The sequence below is a fragment of the Pseudomonas sp. S2_F07 genome (assembly GCF_054668325.1).
On sequence record NZ_CP162758.1, the window covers coordinates 1,733,262 to 1,756,853 of the forward strand.

At 62.1% G+C, this 23,592-nt stretch carries 15 protein-coding genes and 1 pseudogene; 12 read left to right on the forward strand and 4 right to left on the reverse strand.

Annotated elements, in window-relative coordinates:
• Positions 1–489 precede the first annotated feature (489 nt).
• Complete coding sequence (locus tag AB4O40_RS07805; protein WP_056722369.1) at positions 490–1,611, reverse strand: LLM class flavin-dependent oxidoreductase; 1,122 nt, start codon at positions 1,609–1,611, stop codon at positions 490–492.
• A 124-nt stretch (positions 1,612–1,735) separates the two neighbouring features.
• Complete coding sequence (locus AB4O40_RS07810) at positions 1,736–2,920, reverse strand: acyl-CoA dehydrogenase family protein (protein WP_460055147.1); 1,185 nt, start codon at positions 2,918–2,920, stop codon at positions 1,736–1,738.
• A gap of 1,192 nt (positions 2,921–4,112) precedes the next feature.
• Between AB4O40_RS07810 and AB4O40_RS07815 the strand changes: the two genes are divergently transcribed.
• From AB4O40_RS07815 to AB4O40_RS07840, 6 genes and pseudogenes are all read left to right on the forward strand, one after another.
• The gene (locus AB4O40_RS07815) at positions 4,113–4,628 is read left to right on the forward strand and encodes a flavin reductase family protein (protein WP_056722372.1); all 516 of its coding nucleotides are present in this window, start codon (positions 4,113–4,115) and stop codon (positions 4,626–4,628) included.
• A gap of 9 nt (positions 4,629–4,637) precedes the next feature.
• Positions 4,638–6,317, forward strand: a complete 1,680-nt coding sequence (locus tag AB4O40_RS07820) for an FAD-binding protein (protein ID WP_460055144.1) — start codon at positions 4,638–4,640, stop codon at positions 6,315–6,317.
• Positions 6,305–7,060, forward strand: coding sequence for a glucose 1-dehydrogenase (locus AB4O40_RS07825; protein WP_056722377.1), 756 nt, complete (start codon positions 6,305–6,307; stop codon positions 7,058–7,060). Before AB4O40_RS07820 ends, AB4O40_RS07825 begins: the two co-directional genes overlap by 13 nt.
• 13 nt (positions 7,061–7,073) lie before the next feature.
• A pseudogene (locus AB4O40_RS07830) lies at positions 7,074–8,155 on the forward strand (2Fe-2S iron-sulfur cluster-binding protein).
• Between the two features lie 231 nt (positions 8,156–8,386).
• Positions 8,387–9,133, forward strand: coding sequence for an SDR family NAD(P)-dependent oxidoreductase (locus AB4O40_RS07835; RefSeq protein WP_223541588.1), 747 nt, complete (start codon positions 8,387–8,389; stop codon positions 9,131–9,133).
• A 72-nt stretch (positions 9,134–9,205) separates the two neighbouring features.
• Positions 9,206–10,786 carry a FadD3 family acyl-CoA ligase gene (locus tag AB4O40_RS07840; RefSeq protein WP_460055140.1) on the forward strand — a complete coding sequence of 527 codons (1,581 nt, stop codon included), beginning with the start codon at positions 9,206–9,208 and terminating at the stop codon, positions 10,784–10,786.
• Between the two features lie 97 nt (positions 10,787–10,883).
• Here AB4O40_RS07840 and AB4O40_RS07845 read toward each other — a convergent pair whose 3' ends face one another.
• Both AB4O40_RS07845 and AB4O40_RS07850 read right to left on the reverse strand, forming a co-directional pair.
• Entirely contained in the window at positions 10,884–11,762 is an 879-nt protein-coding gene (locus tag AB4O40_RS07845; protein ID WP_056722385.1) for an SDR family NAD(P)-dependent oxidoreductase, read from the reverse strand.
• A complete protein-coding gene (locus AB4O40_RS07850) occupies positions 11,759–13,501 on the reverse strand; it encodes an FAD-binding protein (RefSeq protein WP_460055137.1) in 1,743 nt (580 codons plus the stop codon). The genes AB4O40_RS07845 and AB4O40_RS07850 overlap by 4 nt, the downstream gene beginning before the upstream one ends.
• Positions 13,502–13,862: 361 nt before the next feature.
• Here AB4O40_RS07850 and AB4O40_RS07855 point away from each other — a divergent pair, with 361 nt between their 5' ends.
• The 6 genes from AB4O40_RS07855 (at position 13,863) to AB4O40_RS07880 (ending at position 23,532) form a co-directional block, all read left to right on the forward strand.
• A complete protein-coding gene (locus tag AB4O40_RS07855; protein WP_223541589.1) occupies positions 13,863–15,344 on the forward strand; it encodes a DUF1302 family protein in 1,482 nt (493 codons plus the stop codon).
• Positions 15,345–15,367: 23 nt separating this feature from the next.
• Positions 15,368–16,747, forward strand: a complete 1,380-nt coding sequence (locus AB4O40_RS07860; RefSeq protein WP_056722390.1) for a DUF1329 domain-containing protein — start codon at positions 15,368–15,370, stop codon at positions 16,745–16,747.
• Between the two features lie 263 nt (positions 16,748–17,010).
• The gene (locus tag AB4O40_RS07865; RefSeq protein ID WP_409078872.1) at positions 17,011–19,290 is read left to right on the forward strand and encodes an arylsulfatase; all 2,280 of its coding nucleotides are present in this window, start codon (positions 17,011–17,013) and stop codon (positions 19,288–19,290) included.
• Between the two features lie 186 nt (positions 19,291–19,476).
• Positions 19,477–21,765: a HEAT repeat domain-containing protein gene (locus AB4O40_RS07870; protein ID WP_460160141.1), complete on the forward strand. Its 2,289-nt coding sequence runs from the start codon at positions 19,477–19,479 to the stop codon at positions 21,763–21,765.
• 187 nt (positions 21,766–21,952) lie between these two features.
• Positions 21,953–22,129 (forward strand): DUF1302 family protein, encoded by a 177-nt coding sequence (locus AB4O40_RS07875; RefSeq protein WP_409078874.1) that lies wholly within the window; start codon positions 21,953–21,955, stop codon positions 22,127–22,129.
• 23 nt (positions 22,130–22,152) lie between these two features.
• Positions 22,153–23,532 carry a DUF1329 domain-containing protein gene (locus AB4O40_RS07880; protein ID WP_056722397.1) on the forward strand — a complete coding sequence of 460 codons (1,380 nt, stop codon included), beginning with the start codon at positions 22,153–22,155 and terminating at the stop codon, positions 23,530–23,532.
• Positions 23,533–23,592 lie beyond the last annotated feature (60 nt).

Sequence of the window (23,592 nt, forward strand, 5' to 3'; positions counted from 1 at the left end):
AGGTTATACCCGAGCTGCTAAACCCGATCACTGATGAGCAGTGACGCGAATCAAGTTACCGAGGGGCTCCAAGGCGCACAAGCCGGCGGATTCTGGCGTACCTGTAGGCAACGACGCAAGGCGCTGTAGCTTTCAAGACGTTAATCCGACAGGCATTAAACAACCCTCACTAACACCTTTGTAGGAGCTGCCGAAGGCTGCGATCTTTTGATTTTGTTTTTCCAGATCAAGATCAAAAGATCGCAGCCTTCGGCAGCTCCTACGGGGGATGGTCTGAAATATCTGAGGCATAAAAAAACGGGCCTTGGGGACCCGTTGGAAAAGTTGGCCTGACGTCCGTGCCTGGCCTGAAATGCGATCAACTGTGGGAGCGAGCTTGCTCGCGATGGGGCCATACCAGTCAACATCGATGCTGAATGTAAGACCGCTATAGCGAGCAAGCTCGCTCCCACAGGGGGGATGCGGTGTTCACGCCTTTAGCGTCAACTTTCAACCCTTACGAAAATGCGGAATCACCTTCTCGCCAATGTTCTTCAAGGTCTCCAGCTGTGCCCACTGCGGCACGGTGCCCATCTGGCAGATGAACAGGATTTCGTCGGCGCCGGCATCGATCAGGCGCTGCACGTAGCCGATGCAATCCTCGACGGTGCCGTAGGCGTGGTTCGGGTTCATCATGGCCATGGTCGGGTCGGAGAAGTCGACGCTGACTTCTTCCGAGGCGAAGCGCGACTTGATCACGCTCTGGCCGTTGCCATCGACGTAGGTGTCGTCTTTCCACTTCTCCGGGTCCGGACGCTCGCCACCGCCGTACCAGTAGCCCAGGGATTCCATGAAGTAGCGCTGGCCACGGATACCGATACGGCGCGCTTCTGCGTTGTCGTCCAGCACGATGGCCGGGCACAGCGCGGCAATGTGGCGATTAGGACGGAAACCGACCTGCTTCTTCTCATCGCGGTTGTCGTAGGCCGTGTGATACACCTCGACTTTCTTGGCGATTTCTTCCGGGCCACCGAAGCCCAGCACCAGCGCGCCCATGCCACGACCACCGGCATTCTTCAGCGACTCGGTGTTGGTGCACGCCAGGTACATCGGCGGGTGCGGATCCTGGTACGGCTTTGGATGGATCGGGCGCTTGGGGATCTGCACGAAGTCGCCGTTGTGCTCGATCTCGTCCTGCACGAACATTTTCGGGATCAGGTACATCATCTCGTCGATCTGCGGCTGCAAGGTCGCCAGGTCGTAGCCGAAGGTGCCGGCTTCCTGCTGGGTGCCGCCCTTACCCACGCCAAAGTGCACACGGCCCTTGGACAGCAGGTCGAGGGTGGCGATGCGCTCGGCGACTTTCACCGGGTGGTTCATCGCCGGCGGCAGGCAGACCACGCCGTGGCCGATGCCGATGCGCTCGGTTTTACCGGCCACGAAAGCCAGCATGGTTTCCGGCGCGGACATGTGCGAGTAGTTGCTCAGCGCGGTGTGTTCCACGCACCAGAAGGTGTCGAAACCGAGCTTGTCGGCGAGCACGGCCTGTTCGACGGTGTCCTCGAAAATCTTGCGGTCGCCTTCGCGGCTGGAGTCCACCGTCTGGGCTTCGTAAATCAGGGAAAATTTCATGGTTGATCCTTGTGCTTATTTGGATGCGCAGTCGGCGCCGTAGACCATCGCCTTACCGCCAATGCTCGTGCATCGGCGGGGCGCTCGAATCACGCAAACGGACTAGCCGATTTGCAGGGAAGCGTCAGAGGAAAAAGTCGTTGCTGTCCTGGCCCATGCTCACGCCGCCAAGGTTCCAGGCGTACTTGGCCGGGCTGTTGGCAACGTGGGCGCGACCGGTGTGAATGTCTCGGAACGCACGGTTGATCGGATGGCTGCGGAAGATCGTCGAAGCACCGCTGTTGAACATCAGGTCGCCAACGGCCTTGGCGCACTTGTCGGCCACCAGCGCCGAGTCGTAACGCATCTTCACCCGCTCGGGCATGCTCAACGGCTCGCCCTTCTGCGCGCGCTCGAGCATCAGGGCGAAGTTGCGATGCAGCACGGTCTTGCACTCATCGACGCAGACCATCGCATTGGCCAGCGACGATTGCGCGGCCGGGTCCTGGACCATCTTGCGACCGTCATTGACTCCGACCCGGGCACGGTTGTGCTCGACAAACTGATCCACCGCGCCTTGCAGGGCACCGATGGCCGAGGACGAAACAGCACGCACGAATATCTGCCCGAACGGCAAGCGGAACAGGGGCGCAGTGTTCACCTCGTTGCCCGGACTGTTCTGCATGAAACCGTCGAACGCGCGATGAGTGCGGTACTCGGGAACGAAAGCGTTCTCGACCAGAATGTCGTGGGAACCGGTGGCCTCCAGGCCCATGACGTTCCAGTTGTCGAGAATCTGGTAGTCGCTGCGCGGCACCAGGAACGTCCGATAATCCGGCGCCCCGCCCGCCTCTGCCGGCGGCACCAGCGCACCGAGGAACGCCCACTCGCAATGCTTGCTGCCGGAAGAAAAGCCCCAGCGGCCGCTCAACTTGAAGCCACCGTCGACCCGCTCGACCTTGCCCACCGGCATATAGGAAGACGAGATCAGCACACTGGAATCGCTACCCCAGACTTCCTGCGCGGCGCGGTCGTCGAACAGCGCCAGTTGCCAGTTGTGGATCGCCACCACGCCAAGTACCCAGGCCGAGGACATGCAGCCTTCGGCAAGGGTCATCTGTACGTCGAAGAAATCCTTGGGCTCCAGCTCATAGCCTTCCCAACGGGACGGTTGCAGGATGCGAAAGAACCCGGCGTCGTGGAAATCTTTCAGGGTTTCTTCAGGCAACTGGCCTGCTTGCGCGGCATTCAGGGCGCGCTCACGCAGGATCGGCACCAACTCGCGGGCACGTTGGCTCAGACGCTGGCGAATCAGGTCTTGGTTGAGCATTTTTATTGTTCTCCTTTGTTCACCCCGTCCGCCGGGGCGCGCGTGCAACGGGGCGGGTGTAGCGCCCCTACACTGGCATTCAAACAATGCGCAAAGCGGCGGGCATCCCTCAAACGGACCATGTGGGATTGGGGAAAAGTTTTTTGGAGGTGAATCTGAAAGAGGAGTGTTGGCTGGCAGGCCGTCTTCGCGGGCAGGCCCACATTGAGTCCCCTGTTTTACTCGGGACTTGTGGCCACTGAAGATCCCTGTGGGAGCGAGCTTGGTCCGGGCGGCGTTCCGACGATGGCTTTGTGTCAGGCGACGAGTGTTTTGTGGGTGTACATATCCATTGCTGCGGTCACGGCCGCTTAGGGTTCCGCCCTTACGGCGGGTCACTTTGGAAAAGCCCCAAAGTAACCAAAGGGCTCTTGCCCCTGACATTCGGTGCCTCGCTGTGGCTCGGCATCCCCTCGCTCCGGTCCTGCTCCGTGGGCCCGCCGCCATCGGCCATCCATGGCCGGGGGCGGCTAACCCGGCATCCATGCCGGGTTGCCCACTGCGCAGAACCTCCACTCGGCCTCACGAGGGGGCGTACACCGCAACAGCGCCCGAGGCGGCCTACCGGCCGGCCTGTTCGCGGGCTTCGTTCGTCTGGGAGGTACCTGGTCGGCTGGCAGGCCGCTATCGTCGGAACGCCGCCCGGACCAAGCTCGCTCCCACAGAAAAGCAAAAGCAGAGCGGCGTACACCCACGCTTCTCACCACTCATCAGGCCGAGCGTTAGCTCGCCTGCAGCTCTTGATCTTGATCCACCCGCCCCCTCGGCAGGCTGAGTGGAGGTGTTCATCCGGGGATGGGCGCGCAGCGCCGTTCGACGCAGTCGAACTCATTGCATGTAGGTCGAAGCGAAGCCGACCGGAGGGCAATGCCCCCGGATGAATACCGCAGCGAAGGAACCCCGAGCCTCAGCGAGGGGCCGTACGTAAGGGGCGAGACTTTTTGGTTCCTTTTGTGTCGTTTGACAAAAGGGACTCGCCGTAAGGGCGAAACCGCCAGCCGCCGTTACCGAAGAAACGGATATCTACACAACCCAAACCACCAGCCTGGTCGGCCCAGAGGCCGCCAAGGCCTAGTCCCCTCGGACGATGCCCCAGACAAGAGCCAGAGCAAGAATCCATCGCACTCCCCAACCAACAAAAAGGCCCAGTGCGATGAACGACGTCAATCTCAAAGCCGACATGCTCCAGGCCATGCGCCGCCTGGCCAAGTCAGTCACCATTATCAGCACCAGCAACGGCTCCGAACGCTTCGCCATGGCCGCCACCGCGGTCGACTCCCTGAGCACCGAGCCGCCATCACTGCTGATCTGCGTCAACAAGACCGCCTCGCCCCACGCCGCACTGGCGACCGGTGCCGACTTCTGCGTCAACATCCTCGGCGTCGAACAACAAGACCTGGCCAACCTGTGCAGCGGCGCGATCAAGGGCGAAGCGCGCTTCGACCGTGGCAACTGGCTGACCAGCCCCGGCGGCATTCCTTACCTGGGTGACGCACAGTCGGCGATCCTCTGCCGCCAGGACGGCCACTTCAGCTACGGCACCCACACCGTGTTCATCGGGCGCATCCTGCAGATCCACACCACTGATGCCATCACCCCGCTGGTCTACCTCGACGGCAGCTACACCACCACCGCCAAACCCGCACCTTCTCTCGCTGTTGCTGGCTGAGGCCCGAACATGGACAGCCTGAACCGGTTGACGGCGTTGCGAGTGAACAGCGCCGACCAGTTGCCATGGGATGACCGTTGCGACTTGCTGATCGTCGGGTTTGGCGGTGCCGGCGCCTGTGCCGCCATCGAAGCCAGCACTCGCGGCTTGTCGGTACTCGCACTGGATCGCTTCGAAGGCGGCGGCGCAACGGCGCTGAGCGGTGGCGTGGTCTATGCCGGCGGTGGCACGCCGTATCAGCGTCAGGCTGGCTATGAAGACACCAGCGAAGCCATGTTCAACTACCTGCGCAAGGAAGTCGGCGACGCCGTCAGCCTCGAAACCTTGAAGGGTTTCTGCGAAGGCAGCCGCGAGCAACTGGCCTGGCTGGAGCGACAGGGCGCGGCGTTCGAAGCCAGCGTGCCGCCGCATAAAACCTCGTACCCGAGTGACCAGTACTACCTCTATTACTCCGGCAACGAAGCCGTGCCGGCCTATGCCGCCAGCGCCAAGCCGGCGCCCCGTGGCCACCGCACCAAAGGCCCGGGCATGTCCGGCGCCAGCCTGTTCGCCCCGCTCAAGGCCAGCGCCTTGCGTCACGGCGCGCGCCTGCGCAGCCAGTGCGAAGTGCGGCGACTGGTGCTCGACCTCGACGACAAGGTCCTCGGTGTCGAAGCCTGGCAGTTGCCGTCGGGTAGCCGCGCCGCCAGACAACATGCCCGTCTGTCGCGCTGGGCCGCCGCCATTCATATGTACGCTCCGGCGTTGGCCGACCGCTTGCGCGCCCGTCAGCGCCGCATCGAACAGACCAGCGCCATTCGCCAATTGATTCGCGCCGAACAGGCGGTGTTGCTGAGCAGCGGTGGTTTTATCTTCAATCGCGATCTGGTTCGCCAACACGCGCCGCAGTACCTGGCCGGTCTGCCGCTAGGCGCCACCGGGTGTAATGGCAGCGGCATCGCCCTGGGCCAAAGCGCCGGTGGCAGCGTGGCGCGAATGGAAAAGGTCAGCGCCTGGCGCTTCATCAATCCACCACTGGCCTGGGCTCGCGGACTGATCGTCAATGCTCGCGGGCAACGTTACGCCAACGAAGAGATCTACGGCGCGACCCTCGGCCACGCCATGGTCGAGGAACAGGACGGCCGCGCCATTCTGATTCTCAATCGGGCGCTGGTTCGAGAAGCACTCAGTCAGGTCGGCCCCGGCAAAGTGTGGAATTTCCAGCGCCTGCCAGTGCTGCTCAACCTGTTGTTCAACGCCAAGCGCAGCACCAGTCTGGCCGGGTTGGCCAAACGCTGCAGCCTGCCGCCGGAACTGCTGCGCCAGAGCGTCGAACGCTATTCCCGCGCGGCACGGGGTGAGGTCGCCGACGAGTTCGGCAAATCCGCCGCGATGCTCGCCAACCTCGAACAAGGCCCGTGGTACGCCCTCGACCTGTCCTTCGACAGCAAACTTTTCCCCTGCCCGGTCATCACCCTGGGCGGGCTGAAGGTCTGCGAGGACAGCGGTCGGGTACTGGACCACACCGGCCAGCCAATAAACGGTCTCTACAGCGCCGGCCGCAATGCGGTCGGGGTCGCGTCCAACCTGTACGTCTCCGGCCTGTCCCTGGCCGACTGTATTTATTCCGGTCGCCGGGCTGCCGCCCACGTGGCCGACCAATTCGCACTTCAAACCGCACGATCAGGAGAACAACAATGCAACGTGTAGAAGGCAAAGTCTGCATCATCACCGGCGCCGCCAGCGGCATCGGTCGCGAAGACGCCCTGCTGCTGGCCCGCGAAGGCGCCAAAGTGGTACTGACCGACCTCAACGAAGAAGCCGGTCGCCAGGTGGCCGCGGAAATCGGCGCCAATGCGCTGTTCATCCGCCACGACATCGCCAGCGAAAGCGATTGGCAGCACGTCGTTAAAACCACCGTCGAACACTTCGGCCGTCTCGACGTGCTGGTCAACAACGCCGCGATCCTGGCCCTGGGCAGCATCGAAGACACCACCCTGGAACTGTGGCAGAAGGTGCAGAAGATCAACGGTGAAGGCTACTTCCTCGGCTGCAAATACGCCATCCAGGCGATGAAGGAAACCGGTGGCGGCTCGATCATCAACATGTCGTCGGTGGCCGCGTTGGGTGCAATGCCGATGTTCTGCGCTTACTCGGCGTCTAAAGGCGCGGTGGCGGCGATGACCCGTTCCATTGCCCTGCACTGCAAGCAGCAGGGCTACCGCATCCGCTGCAACAGCGTGCACCCCGATGGCGTGAACACGCCGATGACCCAGGCCCTGGCCGGTGGTCAGCCAATCCCGCAGGAAGCGCTGGACCAGGACCCGATGAACCGCATGGCCGCTCCGCGGGACATTGCCAACGTGGTGCTGTTCCTCGCCGCCGACGAGTCACGGTTCGTCAACGGTGCCGAGATCCGCGTCGACAATGCGCAACTGATCAGCGGGCTCTGAGGCCGAGGTGAACATGGGCACGCAACAGCAGAACCTGACCCCGGCCGAACACACGACGGCAAGCGTCTCATTGCAAGTGTGCGCGGTGATCGACGAGACCGCCGATGCGCGCTCGCTGGTGCTGGACGTACCGCCAACCCTGCGTGAGCGCTTTCGCTACAAACCGGGCCAGTTCCTGAGTTTTCGCGTGCCCTTGGCCGGCAAACTGTTGACCCGCTGCTACTCCATGGCCAGCTCGCCCCTCGCGGACGCGCTGCCCAAGGTCACGGTGAAACGGGTCGACGGTGGCCGGGTGTCGAACTGGATGAACGAAGTGCAGGTCGGCGACTGGCTGGAAGTGCTGCCACCGGCCGGGCATTTCTGTCTGGACCCGCAGGCTGACACCGAAAAGCCCCTGGTCCTGTTCGGGGGCGGTTCGGGCATCACCCCGGTGTTTTCCATTCTCAAATCGGTGCTGCACAGCAGCCGGCGGCCGATCAAGTTGATCTACGCCAACCGCGATGAGGCGTCGGTGATTTTCAAGGACGAGCTGTGCCGGTTGATCAAGGCGCATCCTGATCAACTGCACGTGGTGCACGTCCTCGATTCGGTGCAGGGTTTCCTGACGGACCATCAGGTCCGTCATCTGCTACGCGGATCGGCCGGTGGCGACTACTTCATCTGCGGGCCGGGACCGTTCATGGACACCGTGGAGCGCACGCTGCTGGCACTGGGCGAAGCGGCCGAGCGGATCCATGTCGAACGTTTCGTCTCGCCACCGGACCCCGACGAGCTGCTGGCCGAAGAAGCTGTGGCACGGGCTGCAGCCATGGATTCGCAGTGCGAAGCGCTGATCGTCGAACTCGATGGCCAGCAACACGAGATTGCCTGCCAGCCCGGCGACACCCTGCTGCAAAGTTGCAAGGCGGCGGGCCTGGACGTGCCGTCGTCCTGTGAAGAGGGTTTTGCGGGGCGTGCATGTGCGTGGTCAAGGAAGGCGAAATCCAATTGGCGCGCAACGACGTGTTGAGCGCCAAGGAACTGACCGATGGCTGGACACTGGCCTGCCAGAGCCGACCTACCGGTGCCCGGGTACGCCTGAAATTCCCCGATTGAGGCTACACCTGCCCCTGTAGGAGCTGCCGCAGGCTGCGATCTTTTGATTTTTCAGAAGCAAGATCAAAAGATCGCAGCCTGCGGCAGCTCCTACAGGGGACGTGCGTTCATTTGCGATCAGGCCGATTGAGGCGCTCTGTCGCCATAGTCTCAACGGACGATCATGTCCGGCCCGGTCTGCGGTTAGACTCGGCCCAAGCATTAGCCCACAACAATAAAAGAGGTGCAGTTATGGCTCGTTTGCAGAATAAGGTCGCGGTGGTCACCGGCGGCGCTTCGGGGATCGGTCTGGCCTGTGTGCGCCGTTTCGCCGATGAAGGCGCGCAAGTGATCGGACTGGACATCGGCAGCGCACCGGCTGACTTTCCCGGCCTGTTCATGACCCTGGACGTGCGCGACGAAGCGCAGGTGCAGCAGGTCATGCAAGAAGTCATCAGCCGCTTCGGGCGCATCGACGTACTGGTCAACGCCGCCGGCGTCGCCGACCAGGGCAGCGTGACCCAGACCACCACCGCCGCCTGGCAACGGGTGATGGACATCAACCTGACCGGCAGCATGCTCACCAGCAAATACGCGCTGGCGTCGATGGTTGAACAACGCAATGGCTCGATCATCAACGTCGGATCGATATTCGGCCTGCAAGGCTGCGACGGCAACGTCGCCTATAACGTGTCCAAGGGCGGCATCAACCAGCTGACCCGCTCGATGGCCATCGACTACGGCTACGCCAACATTCGCGTCAACGGTTTGTGCCCGGGCCTGATCGAAACGCCGATGACCAGCATGGTCCGTGACAATGACGCGTTCCACGCGTTTTTCGCTTCGCAACACATGCTCAGCCGCTCCGGGCAACCGGAAGAAGTGGCCAACGTCGCGCTGTTCCTGGCCTCGGACGAAGCGTCCTTTGTCAGCGGCCAGATGATCGCCGTGGACGGTGGTTTCTCCGCCGGTCGCCGTTTCGCCCCGCCCGCCCAGTAATTCGTTATCCGGCCGGGCGCCCTGCCCGGCCTACTCCCTTTTTCGCAACTGTCTTCTAACCGGGGAGGCCCCATGCCGCCTGTCGCCACCGCACTGACCATCGCTCAACTGTTCGCCAACGCTGCCCAGGCCTACGGCGACCGCCCGGCCATCGAGGACGCGGGCCACGTCATCAGCTATCGACAACTGGACCAACTGCGCCGCCAGGCTGCCCGCGCACTGCTGGCCCTCGACGTACAGGTCGGGGACCGCGTGGCGATCTGGGCGCCCAACGTGTGGGAATGGATCGTCGCCGCCGGCGCCCTGCAAAGTGTCGGCGCCGCTCTGGTGCCACTCAACACCCGAATGAAGGGTAGTGAGGCCGGCTACATCCTGCGCGAAAGCGGCACCTGCGTGCTGTTTGCCATCGGCGAATTCCTTGGCGCGGACTACCCCGGCATGCTGGCGTCGGAAGACCTGCCTGAGCTGCGCCACATTGTCAGCCTGAGCAGTGCCAATCCGGGCACCCTGGCTTGGGAACGGTTTATGGATCTGGCGGCCGACGTGCCACACCTGGCCTTGCGCACCCGCGAGCAGAGCGTTGGCCCACAGGCCTTGTCCGACGTGCTGTTCACCTCGGGCACCACCGGCAAACCCAAAGGCGTAATGACCAGCCACGGCCAGAACCTGCGCATCGTGCGCGACTGGAGCGATATCGTCGGCTTGCGCGAGAGCGATCGCTACCTGATCGTCAATCCGTTCTTCCACTCCTTCGGCTACAAGGCCGGTTGGCTGGCCGCCTTGATGCGTGGCTGCACCCTCCTGCCGCAGCAAGTGTTCGACGTGCAGGCCGTGCTCGAATGCGTGCAGCGCGAACGCATCACCGTGTTGCCCGGGCCGCCGACGTTGTATCAATCGTTGCTGGCCCATCCGCAACGCAGTGCCTTCGACCTGAGTTCCTTGCGCGTGGCGGTGACCGGGGCAGCGGCGATCCCGGTAGAGATGATCCACCGCATGCGCGACGAACTGGGCTTCGCGACCATCGTCACCGCCTATGGACTGACGGAAGTCTGCGGTTTCGCCACGATCTGCCGCGCCGGCGACTCCGCGGAACGGGTCGCCAACACCAGTGGCCGGGCGATGCCGGGGGTAGAAGTACGCTGTGTCGGCAACAACGGTCGCAGCCAGCCGGCGAACATTCCCGGTGAAGTGCAGATTCGCGGCTACAACCTGATGCAGGGTTATCTGAACAACCCCGAAGCCAGCCAGGAGATTCTCGACGCCGACGGCTGGCTGCACACCGGTGACATCGGCATGCTCGACGAACAGGGTTACCTGCGCATCACCGACCGCCTCAAGGACATGTTCATCACCGGCGGCTTCAATGTGTACCCGGCGGAGATCGAACAGTGCCTGCTGACCTATCCGGGTGTGGCCCAGGCAGCGGTGATCGGTATTCCTGACGAGCGCATGGGTGAAGTGGCGATGGCGTTCCTGCTGCCTGCTCCCGGGATGGAAATCGAACAGGTGCGGTTCCTCGCCTGGTGCCGTGAGCAGATGGCCAACTACAAGGTACCGCGCCGGGTGCAGGTGCTGCAGAGCATGCCGATCAATGCGGCGGGCAAAGTGACCAAGAATGTGTTGCGCGAGTGGGCACTTCAGCCAGTCAATTAAGACCGGGGCCTCAAAAAAGATCGCAGCCTTCGGCAGCTCCTACTGGTGTACACCGATCCCTGTAGGAGCTGCCGAAGGCTGCGATCTTTTGCTTGTTTCAGACCACCCGCGCTGGATGCTGCTGGCGCGGGTCGCCGAGCATGGCGCGATGGGATGGTGGCTGGCGGCCTTCGGCTTCGCTGATGCCGTAGCCAGGGGCGATTTCGGCGGTGATCAGGGTCTGCCCGGACAACGCCATCAATTGCGGATCATTGAGCAAGGCATGAATCACCCGCCCGTTGAATTGCGGGGTTTCGGCGTGGGCCAGGAATGCCTGGTACTGCTCTCCATGCTGCTCGCCGGCAATCTTCGTGCGTTCGGTCAGTTGCGGGCCGAGCCACAGCGACAACGCCGCCACGCCCTGCCCCTCAAAATCGATGGCCATGTCCGCTGCCAGCTTGTCGACCCCGGCCTTTTGCGCGCCGTACGCCGGGCCATGCATGTAGCAGCCGGCGCCGAATGACGAGGTAAAGCAGATCAGCCCCTGGGCACTTTTCAGCAACAACGGCGCGGCGTAGAAACTGGCGATGTAGGCCGAACGCAGACCGACGTCGAGAATGCGCACCAGGTCCAGCGGCTTGGCCCAGAACGGCCCTGGCTCGATCAACCGGTCATGGATGAACGCGGCGTTGTTCACCAGCAAATCCAGATGTCCGCACTCATTTTCCACGCGGCTAAACAGCGCCTGAACCTGCGCGTCATCGGCGTGATCACAGACCACCGCGATACCGCGCCCACCGGCGGCGGTGATCGCCGCGGCGGTGTCCGCAAGCGAACCGCGCAAGGCATGCCCGTACAAATTCGATCCGCCCTGCGCCGGGGCACGACCGGTGACATACACCGTCATGCCCGCCGCCCCGAGGGCCAGGGCAATGCCCTGCCCGACTCCGCGACTGGCACCGGTCACTACGGCGATCCGTGGATGCTGGTTGTTCATTCGACACTCCCGAACAAGGTTTTCGCCGAAGCGGTTTCGCTCTGGCGCTTGATGTGATTGGCGGCCAGGTAACCGAAGGTCATGGCCGGGCCGATGGTCGAACCGGCACCCGGATAGGTGCGGCCCATCATCGAGGCTGCGCTGTTGCCGATGGCGTACAGGCCGTTGATCGGTTCGCCGTCTTCATGCAACACGCGGGCGTGCACGTCGGTCAGCAGGCCACCCTTGGTACCGATGTCGCCGGCGTCGATGCGCACGGCGTAGAACGGCCCTTTGAGCAACGGCGCCAGGCACGGATTGGGTTGCACGTTCGGGTCGCCGTAGTAGCGGTCGAACAGCGATTCGCCCTTGTGGAAATCCTCGTCGACGCCCTGCACGGCCATGCCGTTGAAACGCTGCACGGTGCGCATCAGCCCCCCAGCGTCGACGCCGATTTTCGTCGCCAGTTCTTCCAGGCTCGACGCCTTGTGGAAGTAATCACGCAAATGCTCGGGCAACTGCCAATCACGCTGGGCATAGCCCGGCAACAAGGCGCCACACGGGTATTTGCGGCGGAACTCGGCGTCGAACACCATCCAGCACGGCACGCTCGCGGCGCCTTCGCGGTTGTTGGCGTACATCGCGTAAACGATATCGGTATAGGGCGCGGCTTCGTTGACGAAACGCTCCCCCGCCGCGTTGACCATCACGCACCCCGGAAGAGTGCGTTCAACGAACAGCGCACGCTGTTTTTCTTCACCCTTGACGTAGGTGGTCGGCGCCCACCAGCTGTGCTCCATCAACGCGGTCCGCGCACCAAGGGCCTGGCCGGCGCGGATGCCGTCGCCGGTATTGTTGGGCGGCGTGGCACTCCAGTTCGCCCGGGACGGCTGCGGCAGGTACTGCTCGCGCATCGCCTGGTTCCGCTCGAAACCACCGGCGGCGATGATCACCCCATAGCGTGCCTTGACGTTGAGCAACTGACCGTTGCGATTGACCCGCGCCCCACCAACCCGGTCACCGACCAGCAGCAACTCTTCCAGCGCACAGTTGAGCCACAGCGACTTGCCGCGATCCTGCAACGAACAGCGCAAGGCACCGATCAAGGCATTGCCCAAGGTCAGGAAACGATCGCGGCGGGACAAGCGCCGGCCTTCGCGGTCCTTCCAATAACGCCACATCACCCGCAGGGTCAGGCGCAACCAGCCGGGGCCACGGCACAGCAGCACTTGCGCCTCTTTCATGGTCATCGCCATGCGCCCCATCATCAGGGTGCCAGGGGACGGTGCGCGCATGCGCAAGAATTCTTCTCCGAGTTCGGCGGCATCGAACGGTTGTGGATCCATCGAGCGATAGCCCGGTTTTCCGCCCTCGACTTCCGGGTAGTAATCGGCATAGCGCGGTTGCGCCTCGAAGCGCACGCGGGTGTGTTGTTCCAGGTACTCGACCATCTCCCGGCCATGCTCGACATAGGCTTCGATGCGCCCGTCGTCGATCTCGCCATGGGTCACCGCGCGGATGTAGGCAATCGCTTCGGCCGCCGAATCACTGCCGCCGATCGCATTGATCCGGTGATTGTTGGGGATCCAGATGCCGCCGCCGGACACCGCCGAGGTGCCGCCGTACTCGCCGCTCTTTTCGATCAGCAGCGCATTGAGGCCCAGGTCGTGGGCGCGCAGCGCAGCGGTCATGCCTCCGGCCCCAGAGCCAATCACCAACACATCACAGCACTCGTCCCATTTGATCCCGGCAGCGTTCATGCGATCACCCTTGTTCAGCGCCCATCAGGCAGAAACCGCCACCGCCGGATCTTCGCCCGGTGCAGTCGGTCTCGGGATTGTTCGCCGCGCGCGCCGGGTGTTCATCGTCCGATAAGACTAAGGCCAGGCCTGCTGCCACCCCGTACAAATCGCTTAGTCCGCTTGGACGATGTTGCGCGCAATTGGTGACTCCATAGTCGCCCACAGCACCAATCCCCCCCTGAAATGCAGGTCGGGCAGGTCTGACCTGGGCCATGAGGACGACATGATAAAAACAATAATCGCCCCACCAACACAGCACACTCGCACACAGCTTGTTCTATTGATGCTGGCTGGCGGACTTAGCGCTCACGTTAACGCCATGAGCTTTCAGCCAAGCGAAGACTTGAGCATCGACTGGGACACTACACTGACGTACAGCCTCGCCTGGCGGACCGAGGCTCGCGATCACAAACTGACCGCGAACGCTAACGGCAACGATGGCGATAACGCGTTCGACAAAGGCAGCCTGATCAACAACCGCAGCGGCTTTCTCACCGAAGCCAACATCAAGTGGCAAGACGACTACGGCGTGTTCGTGCGGGCGACGGGCTTCTACGACAACGTCTACGATCAGGACAACGACAACACCACCGGCACTTCCAACTGCTTCGCCGGCGGCCATTGCAGCAAGCCTGACCGCTTCTCCCAGGACACCATCGACCAGCACCGCAATGAACTGCGCATGCTCGATTACTACGCCTATGGCACATGGGACCTGAGCGGCCATGCCTTCAACGCGCGCCTGGGTAACCAGGTGGTGAGCTGGGGTGAGAGCCTGTTCTATCCGGGCATTTCCGCGGCCCAGAGCCCGGTGGACGCGACCAAGGCGACCACCCCGGGCGTCGAGGTCAAGGAAATCCTGCTGCCGGTCGGCCAACTGTTCACCCAGTTCGCCCTGACCGAAAGCCTGGGTATCCAGGCCTACTACCAATACAAGTGGGAAAAGACCGAGCTGTTCGGCGTGGGTAGCTACTTCTCCACCACCGACTTCATCGACGAGGGCGGCTTCAACGACGCCTCCGGTTTTGTCACCCGTCTGAAGGACGACAAACCGAGCGACAGTGGCCAGTACGGTCTGGCCTTCACCTACGCCGCCGAGTCGCTGAAAAACACCGAGTTCGGCATCTACTACTCGCGTTATCACGACAAGACCCCATCACTGGACTTCGCATCGACCCTGGGCCGCTATCAGGTGCGCTACTTCGACAACATCGACCTGTTCGGCGCGAGCTTCGCCACCGTGCTGGGCGACGTCAGTTGGGCCGGTGAAGTCAGCTACCGCGACGGTACGCCGGTGATGGTCAACAACGGTTTCTCCAGCCCCGTGCGCGGCAAGACAATACAAGCGCAAACGTCGATGATCTACGTGCTTGGCCCGACGTCCTTCGCCGACAACACCAGCCTGACCGGCGAGGTGGTCTACAACACCGTGGTCAGCAACGACAAGTCGCAGCCAGTGACCCTGGCCCCTGGCTTCGCGCTGCCGGGAACCGACAGCCTGGTCTATGACCGCGATGCCTGGGGCTACACGGTACAAGCGAACTTTGACTACAACAACGTGTTCAGCGGATGGGACATGACGGTGCCTGTCACCTTCAGCGCCGCCGCCCACGGCGACAGCTCGATGGTCGGCTCGATCAACGCCGGCCAGAACGATAACCGCGCCAGCATCGGCAGTTCGTGGCGCTACCTCGGCAACTTCACCGTCGAGGCCCGCTACAACGCCTACCTCGGCAACGCCAACAACAGCCCGTTGGCCGACCGCGACAACGTCGCGCTCAACTTCAAGTACCGGTTCTGATTCCCCTGTCGGAGGAGCACAGCATGTCCAGATTCACCCAAACCTTATTGAGCACGGCATTGACCGTCGGTCTGCTCGGCAGTGGCCTGGCTTACGCCAAGGTCAGCCCCGAGGAAGCCGCCCGCCTTGGCCAGGACCTGACCCCGATGGGCGCCGAAAAGGCCGGCAACGCCGACGGCAGCATCCCGGCCTGGACCGGCAAATGGCGCGGTCTGCCACCGGGTCTCACGTTCGGTGGTGCAGGCACGCCGTACCCGGACCCCTATGCGTCTGAAAAACCCTTGTTCACCATCACCGCGCAGAACATGGACCAGTACGCCGCCAACCTGACCGACGGCCAGAAAGCTTTGTTCAAGCGCTACCCGGACTCTTTCAAGATGCCGGTGTACCCGAGCCATCGCGACTTCCGTGTCGATCAGCTCACCGAAGACGACATCAAGAAAAACGCCCTGAACGCGGAGCTCTCCAACGACGGCAACGACACCAGCAATGCCTTCGGTGCCTCGCCTTTCCCGATTCCGAAGAACGGCAACGAACTGATCCTCAACCACACCATGTCAGGGCGGTCCTTCACCGAAGAGGCCGTCTACCAACAGGCAGTGATCTATCCCGACAAAAATCGGGTGACGGAGAAGGTCGACTACAAGATCTTTTCGGTGTGGGCCGACCCCAAAAAGACCCTGGACACATCCGGTGGCATCCTCACGCACTTTTTGCTCACCACCTTGGAACCCGTGCGCAAGAAGGGTGAGATCGTCGTCGGTCACGAGTTCATCAATGCCACCGCCGAACCACGGCAAGCCTGGCAATACTCCCCGGGTCAACGCCGCGTGCGCCGCGCGCCGACCGTCGGCTACGACTCGCCTAGCGGTGCGGGCGGCTTCCGGGTCTATGATGAAGATCGCTTGTTCAACGGCGCCCCGGATCGCTACAACTGGTCCATCGTCGGTAAAAAAGAGATCTACATTCCGTACAACAACTACAAGATCGACCAACCTGACGTAAACATCGAACAGATCCTGTCCACCACCGGTCACATCAACCCGGATATCATGCGCTACGAGAAACACCGCGTGTGGATCGTGCAGGCCACGCTCAAGCCAAACGCACGGCATCTCTATGCCAAGCGTGTGCTCTATCTGGACGAGGATAGCTGGCAGGCCGCCCTGGCAGACAACTACGACAGCCGTGGACAACTGTGGCGCACAAACATGCAAACCTCGATCTACGCCTATCACATCGAGCGTTTCCACTCCCGTCTGGGCATCTACCACGACCTGATCGCAGGCTCCTACCTGGTTGACCGCATGCTGGTCGATCAAAAGCCTGCCAAGCTCAATGCCAGCAATTTCGTCGACGAAGAATTCACCCCCGGCAACCTGCGCAAGCTCGGCACCCGCTAAACCTCGCCGCCCCGGCCGACGCGTTCAGCCGGGGCGGCGACGGCATCGTGCGTGCCAAACTGGTCGCGCCACCAACCCCGACGGCAGAACAGCAAAACCGATGCCTATCAGCTGTGGCAAGAATTCCGTGATCACGGTAACTGATGGCAGAATGACGACGCCTGGTGAGGCGCGGGAGACCCTGGGCGGTTCAAGCCCTGATCAGACAAGGCGTAGTGCGACGGCGCTCGTTCTTATAACAAGAAAAATTCTGGAGATACTCGATGCGTTGTTACCGTCAATGGCTCGTCCTGTGTCTCGGGCTCTTCGCAGCGTCCATTCGCGCACAGGAAACCCCACCTGTGCCTCACCCCGAGTACCAGGTAAGTGCACCAAAAGGTGCGCCCAATGTGGTGATCGTGATGCTCGACGATGTTGGCTTCGGCGCATCGTCAACTTTTGGCGGGCCCGGCCAGACACCGGTGCTCGACACACTGGCGCATGAAGGGCTGCGTTACAACAGCTTTCATACCACCTCGATTTGCTCACCGACGCGCGCGTCACTACTGACCGGTCGCAACCCGCATGCGGTCGGGATCGGCACGGTAGAGAACGTGCCTGACGATCGCCCGGGTTACAGCGGCTTCCACACCAAGGATACTGCGACCATAGCGGAAATCCTGCGCCAGAATGGCTACAACACTGCCGCCTTTGGCAAATGGCATCAGACGCCCGACTGGGAAGTTTCGCCGAGCGGCCCCTTCGACCGATGGCCGACTGGTGAGGGTTTCGAACGTTTCTACGGCTTCATGGGCGGAGAAACCGATCAATATGATCCGTCGCTTTACGACGGTACGACGCCGATCATGCGGCCGCCAGGCAGCAACTATCACCTGACCGAAGATCTCGCCAACCACGCGATCGAATGGTTGCGCGTACAGCACTCGGTCACGCCGAACAAGCCGGTGTTCCTGTACTTCGCGCCGGGCGCGACCCATGCTCCGCTGCAGGCACCGAAGGAGTGGATCGAAAAGTATCGTGGCCAGTTTGACCAGGGGTGGGACAAGCTGCGCGAGGAGACCTTCGCCCGGCAGAAAAAGCTTGGCATCATCCCGGCTGACACCGTACTCACGTCACGAGACCCACGGATGCCAGCATGGGACACGCTGACACCGGATCAGAAGCGCATCGCTTCGCGATTGATGGAGGTTTACGCCGGCTTCCTGGAACATACCGACGTCCAGGTCGGCAAGTTGATCGATACACTCAAGGCCAATGGCCAGTTCGACAACACGATGTTCATCTACATCGTCGGCGACAATGGAGCGAGCACCGAAGGTGGTTTGCTCGGCAGCGCGAACTATTTCGGCCCCATACAAGGATTGCCGGAAAGCGACGCGAGCAAACTCGCGCAGCTGGATAAACTCGGCGGACCTGGCACGCACGCGCACTATCCGGCTGGCTGGGCGTGGGCGATGGACACACCGTTCCAATGGACGAAGACCGTTGCATCGCATCTCGGCGGCACGCGCAACCCGATGGTGATCACATGGCCGAAGGGAATCATGGATCGCGGCGGATTGCGCAGCCAGTTCAGCCACGTCAACGATATTGTGCCGACCATCCTGAACGCGGCGCATATCAAAGAGCCAACCACGGTCAATGGCATCGCGCAGAAGCCCATGGATGGGACGAGCTTGATCTACAGCTTTGCTGACGCGAAAGCGCCCGAGCGCCACACCACTCAGTACTTCGAGGTCTTCGGGAACCGCGCAATCTACCATGACGGCTGGATCGCATCGGCGTTTCATCGCAGGCTCCCCTGGTCAACCATCAGTGGTTTCACAACGAAGAAGTTCGAGGAAGATCAATGGGAGCTGTACGACCTGAAAAAAGACTATTCGCAAGGCAATGATCTGGCACAGCAAGAGCCGGCACGACTCGCTGCGTTGAAGGATCTGTTCATGCAGGAGGCAGGGCGTAACCAGGTGCTTCCGCTCGCCGACCTCGCCATGTCGGGCTCCAAAGGACTTCCCGCGCTCCACGAAGGTCGCACTCGCATGACTTTCCACGAAGGTGCCGTCGGCATTCCTGAATCGGCGCTGCCCAAGACATACAACCGTTCATGGAGTGTGACTGGAATCGTCGACGTCGGCGCGCAAGCGCACGGAGTGGTTGCGACGGTGGGCGGCAACAGTGCCGGATGGTCGCTCTATCTCGACGCCGAACAGCATCCGATGTTCACTTACCGCCTTTTCGATCTGAAGACGGTGACGTTCCGCGGGGCCGAGCCACTCAAACCTGGCCGTCACGAACTTCGTTTCGATTTCGACTACGACGGCGGAGGTTACGCCAAGGGCGCAGCGATCCAATTGCTGGTCGATGGCGTATTGATCGGCAAGGACCATTTACCCGCAAGCCCGCCGGCTTTCTTCACGATCGAAGAAACCTTTGACGTCGGGATCGACCACGGCTCCTGCGCAGGTGACTATCCCGAGGAATCCGCGCCCGGCTATACCTTTACAGGAGGTCGGATCGAGGAGGTATCAATCGAACTGCGGTAGGTCGCAAGGGAGTTCAGGGCATTAGCCTCGTCGACTCATGCTGTGCACGCTCTTCCCGACCCAGGCTTGTTGAGGCGTGGGATTATGCCCGGGTCGATCTCGGTGCTGCTGCCGTCGAGTTTCGACAGGCCCGGTCAGCGAATAAAATGCCAAATAAAATTAAGCCTTAAATTCGAGGATCATTGCTTGTCGACCGCCAAGAACCTGTTCCTGGGGCTGTGCTCCTTGCTGCTGCTCAACCTCCCGGTGCATGCACAGGAGGCCGCATCGCCGCACTTGGCGAAAGACCCCGCCGGCTATGCCGACGCCGCCAGTTGCCTCGGTTGTCATGCCAAGCAGGCCAGGGACTGGAAAAATTCCGATCACGACTGGGCGATGCGTGAGGCGACTCCAGCCAATATGCTGGGCAATTTCAAGGATGCGCGGTTCAAGGATGGCGGTGTGCAGGCGAAGTTTTTCCGCCGCGGCGAGAAGTTCTTCGTCAACATCGAAGGCGCGGATGGCAAACCGGCGGACTTCCTTATTCGCTACACCTTTGGCTACAAACCGCTGCAGCAGTACCTGGTGGAGTTTCCCGGTGGCCGCCTGCAGAGCCTGACCATTGCCTGGGATACACGACCGAAGGCCGAAGGTGGACAGCGCTGGTTCTCGCTTTACCCTGGTCAGCGTTTTGCGCCGAATGACCCATTGCACTGGACCGGGCGCTACCAGAATTGGAATGCAATGTGCGCGGATTGCCATTCGAGCAACCTGCTGAAGAATTACGACGATAAAACCGACAGCTTCTCCACCACTTGGCACGAGCCAAACGTCGGCTGCCAGGGGTGCCACGGCCCGGCACAGAAACACGTCGAATGGGCCGAAAAAGCCAAGGACAACCCCGAGAGCGAAGCCAGGGATGTGGGCCTGCCGGTGGATTTCAAGGCGCTCGGCAGCCAGGGTCTGATGGAGCAATGCGCCTACTGTCACAGTCGCCGGCAGAGCCTGGGCATCGGCCAGCAGCCGGGTAAGCCGCTGCTTGATGCGGCGTTGCCAGCCACTCTACGGCCCGATCTCTACCATGCCGATGGGCAGATCCAGGGCGAGGTGTACGTCTATGGCTCTTTCGCCCAGAGCAAAATGTACGCCGCAGGGGTGACCTGTACAGATTGCCACGATCCGCACACCGCCAAGGTCAAGATCGAAGGCAACGACCTCTGTCAGCAGTGTCACACCCAGGCGCCACCTGCGCGTTTCCCCAGCTTGCAGGCGAAGAACTACGACAGTCCCGAGCATCATCACCACGCGGCGGGCTCTGCCGGCGCGCAGTGCGTCAATTGTCATATGCCGGAGCAGACCTACATGGTCGTTGACCCGCGTCGCGACCATAGCCTGCGCCTGCCGCGCCCGGATCTGGCCGCCGGGACCGGCAGCCCGGATGCCTGCACTGCATGCCATAAGGACAAGGAGCCGGCGTGGGCGGCCAAGTCCATCGAAGGCTGGTTCGGCAAGCCACAGCGGCCGCCGCACTACGGCGAAACGCTGCATGGCGCCCGCCAGGGTAGCGCCGATGCGTTGCCGCAACTGGCGGCAGTGATTGGCGACTTGGGCAAGCCGGCGATCGTCCGCGCTACCGCTGCCGAACAACTGGCGGCGCTGGGCGAGCCGGCCTTGCCGAGCTTGACTCAGGCGCTCAAAGACCAGAGTCCGCTGGTGCGTGCCTACGCGATTCCTGCCTTTACCGAGCTGGCGCCAGTGGAGCGGGTCAAGCGTCTGCTGCCGTTGCTGGACGACCCGCAACGCGCGGTGCGCGACGAGGCACTGCGTGCGCTGGCGGGTATTCCCCTGATTGCCCTGCCCAAAGAGCGGCGCGAAGGCTTCACCGCGGCCCTCGACGACTACGAGCGGCGCCTGCGCGGTAATGCCGACCTGCCCGGCAGCCGCCTCAATCTGGCCGTGCTGCTGGAGCGCAAGGCTCTGCAGTTGGAAGCGCTGGAGCAGTACCGCCAGGCGCTCAAACTTGATCCCTATTTCTCGCCGGCGCGGATCAACCTGGTGACGCTGGCAAACGGCGTCTTGCGCCAGGACGAAGCCGAGCAGGTCCTGCGCGAGGGCGTGGCACTCAACGAGATGCCAGCGAGCGATCGGGGCAACCTGGCGTACATGCTGGCGCTGTTGCTGGTCGAGCGCGGTAAGGCCGAGGAAGGTTTGCAGTGGATGGAGCAGGCCGCTATCGCCTTGCCCGACAACTCGCGGATTCGCTACAACCAGGGGCTGCTCCTGCTACAAATGCGGCGCCGCGATGCTGCGCGCACGGCGCTGGAAGCCGGTCTGGCGCAATCCCCGCAAGATCCCGATCTGCTTTACGCGCTGATTTATCAGCACGGTACGGGCGGCCAGCGCGAACAGGCGGTGCAGTACCTCCGGCGCCTGGAGCAGGCCGCGCCTGGCGATCCGCGCCTGGCGCAGCTCAAGCGACAGATGGGCTTGCATTAGCCTGGCGTTGCACCCGTAGGTGGTGCAAGCCCTGCCCGGAATGCCAGGGTCGCAGGGTGGAATCGAGGAGCAACCCGATATCGCTTAGTCCAGTTGGACGATGTTGCATTGCAAGCGTGACTCCATAGTCGCCCCAGCTTCACTTCCCACCCCTGAACTGCAGGTCGGGCCGGCCTGACCGCTGCGCATGCTCGATTACTACGCCTATGGCACCTGGGACGTGAGTGGTCACGCCCTCAACGCGCGCCTGGGCAACCAGGTGGTGAGCCGGGATGAGAGCCTGTTCTATCCGGGTATTTGCGCGGCCCAGAGCCCATTGGCCGACCGCGACAACGTCGCGCTCAGCTTCAAGAACCGGTTCTGATTCCCCTGTCGGAGGAGCACAGCATGTCCAGATTCACCCAAACCTTATTGAGCACGGCATTGACCGTGGCTCTGCTCGGCAGTGGCCTGGCTTACGCCAAGGTCAGCCCCGAGGAAGCCGCCCGCCTGGGCCAGGACCTGACCCCGATAGGCGCCGAAAAGGCCGGCAACGCTGACGGCAGCATCCCGGCCTGGTCCGGCAAATGGCGCGGTCTGCCACCGGGTCTAAAGTACGCCGGCCCCGGCACCCCGTATCCGGACCCGTACGCCGCGGAAAAACCACTGTTCGTGATCGATTCGAAGAACATGGACAAGTACGCCGACAACCTGACCGATGGCCAGAAAGCGTTGCTCAAGCGTTACCCTGATACCTTCAAGATCCCGGTGTACCCGAGCCACCGCGACTTCCGCCTCGATCAGCGCATGGAAGACCTGATCAAGAAAAACGCCGTCACTGCCGAACTCGACAATGACAACAACGACACGAAAAACGCCTGGGGTGCTTCTCCGTTCCCGATCCCGAAGAACGGCAGCGAGTTGATGTTCAACCATACCTTGCAGTCGCGCGCCAACACTGAAGAGGCCAACTACGGCCAGGCGGTGGTGTACGCCAACAAGGAAAAGGTGCTCGAAGAGGTCAACTACAAGATCTTCTCGATCTGGTCCAGTCCGGACAAATCCCTGGAGACGGCCAACGGCATCCTCACCAACTTCCTGATCACCACGCTGGAACCGGTGCGCAAGAAAGGCGAAATCGTCGTCGGCCACGAGTTCATCAACCCGACCTCCTCCCCGCGCCAGGCCTGGCAGTACAGCCCCGGTCAGCGCCGGGTGCGTCGCGCGCCGACCGTAGGCTACGACTCGCCGACCGGCGCGGGAGGTTTTCGCGTGTACGACGAAGACCGTTTGTTCAACGGTGCACCGGACCGCTACAACTGGACCATCGTCGGCAAAAAAGAAATCTACATTCCTTATCACAACTACAAGATCGATGATCCGAGCGTGAGCACCGATCAGATTCTGGCCACCACCGGTCATATCGATCCGCAGTACATGCGCTATGAAAAACACCGCGTCTGGGTGCTGCAAGCCACCCTCAAGGAAGGTGCCCGCCACGTGTACGCCAAGCGTGTGATGTACCTGGACGAGGACACTTGGGCCGCGACCCTGGCCGACAACTACGACAGCCGTGGCCAGTTGTGGCGCACCAACATGCAGACCTCGATCTACGCCTACGAAATGCAGCGCTACCACGCTCGCCTCGGGATCTATCACGACCTGATTGCCGGCTCGTATCTGGTTGACCGGATGCTGATCGATCAGAAACCGGCGAAGCTCAACGCCACCGCCTTCACCGAAGACGAATTCACCCCTGGCAACCTGCGCAAACTCGGCACCCGCTAAAACCTCAGTGCCCCGACCGACTCATTCGGTCGGGGCGTTATGCTTTTCCAATTCTGTAGA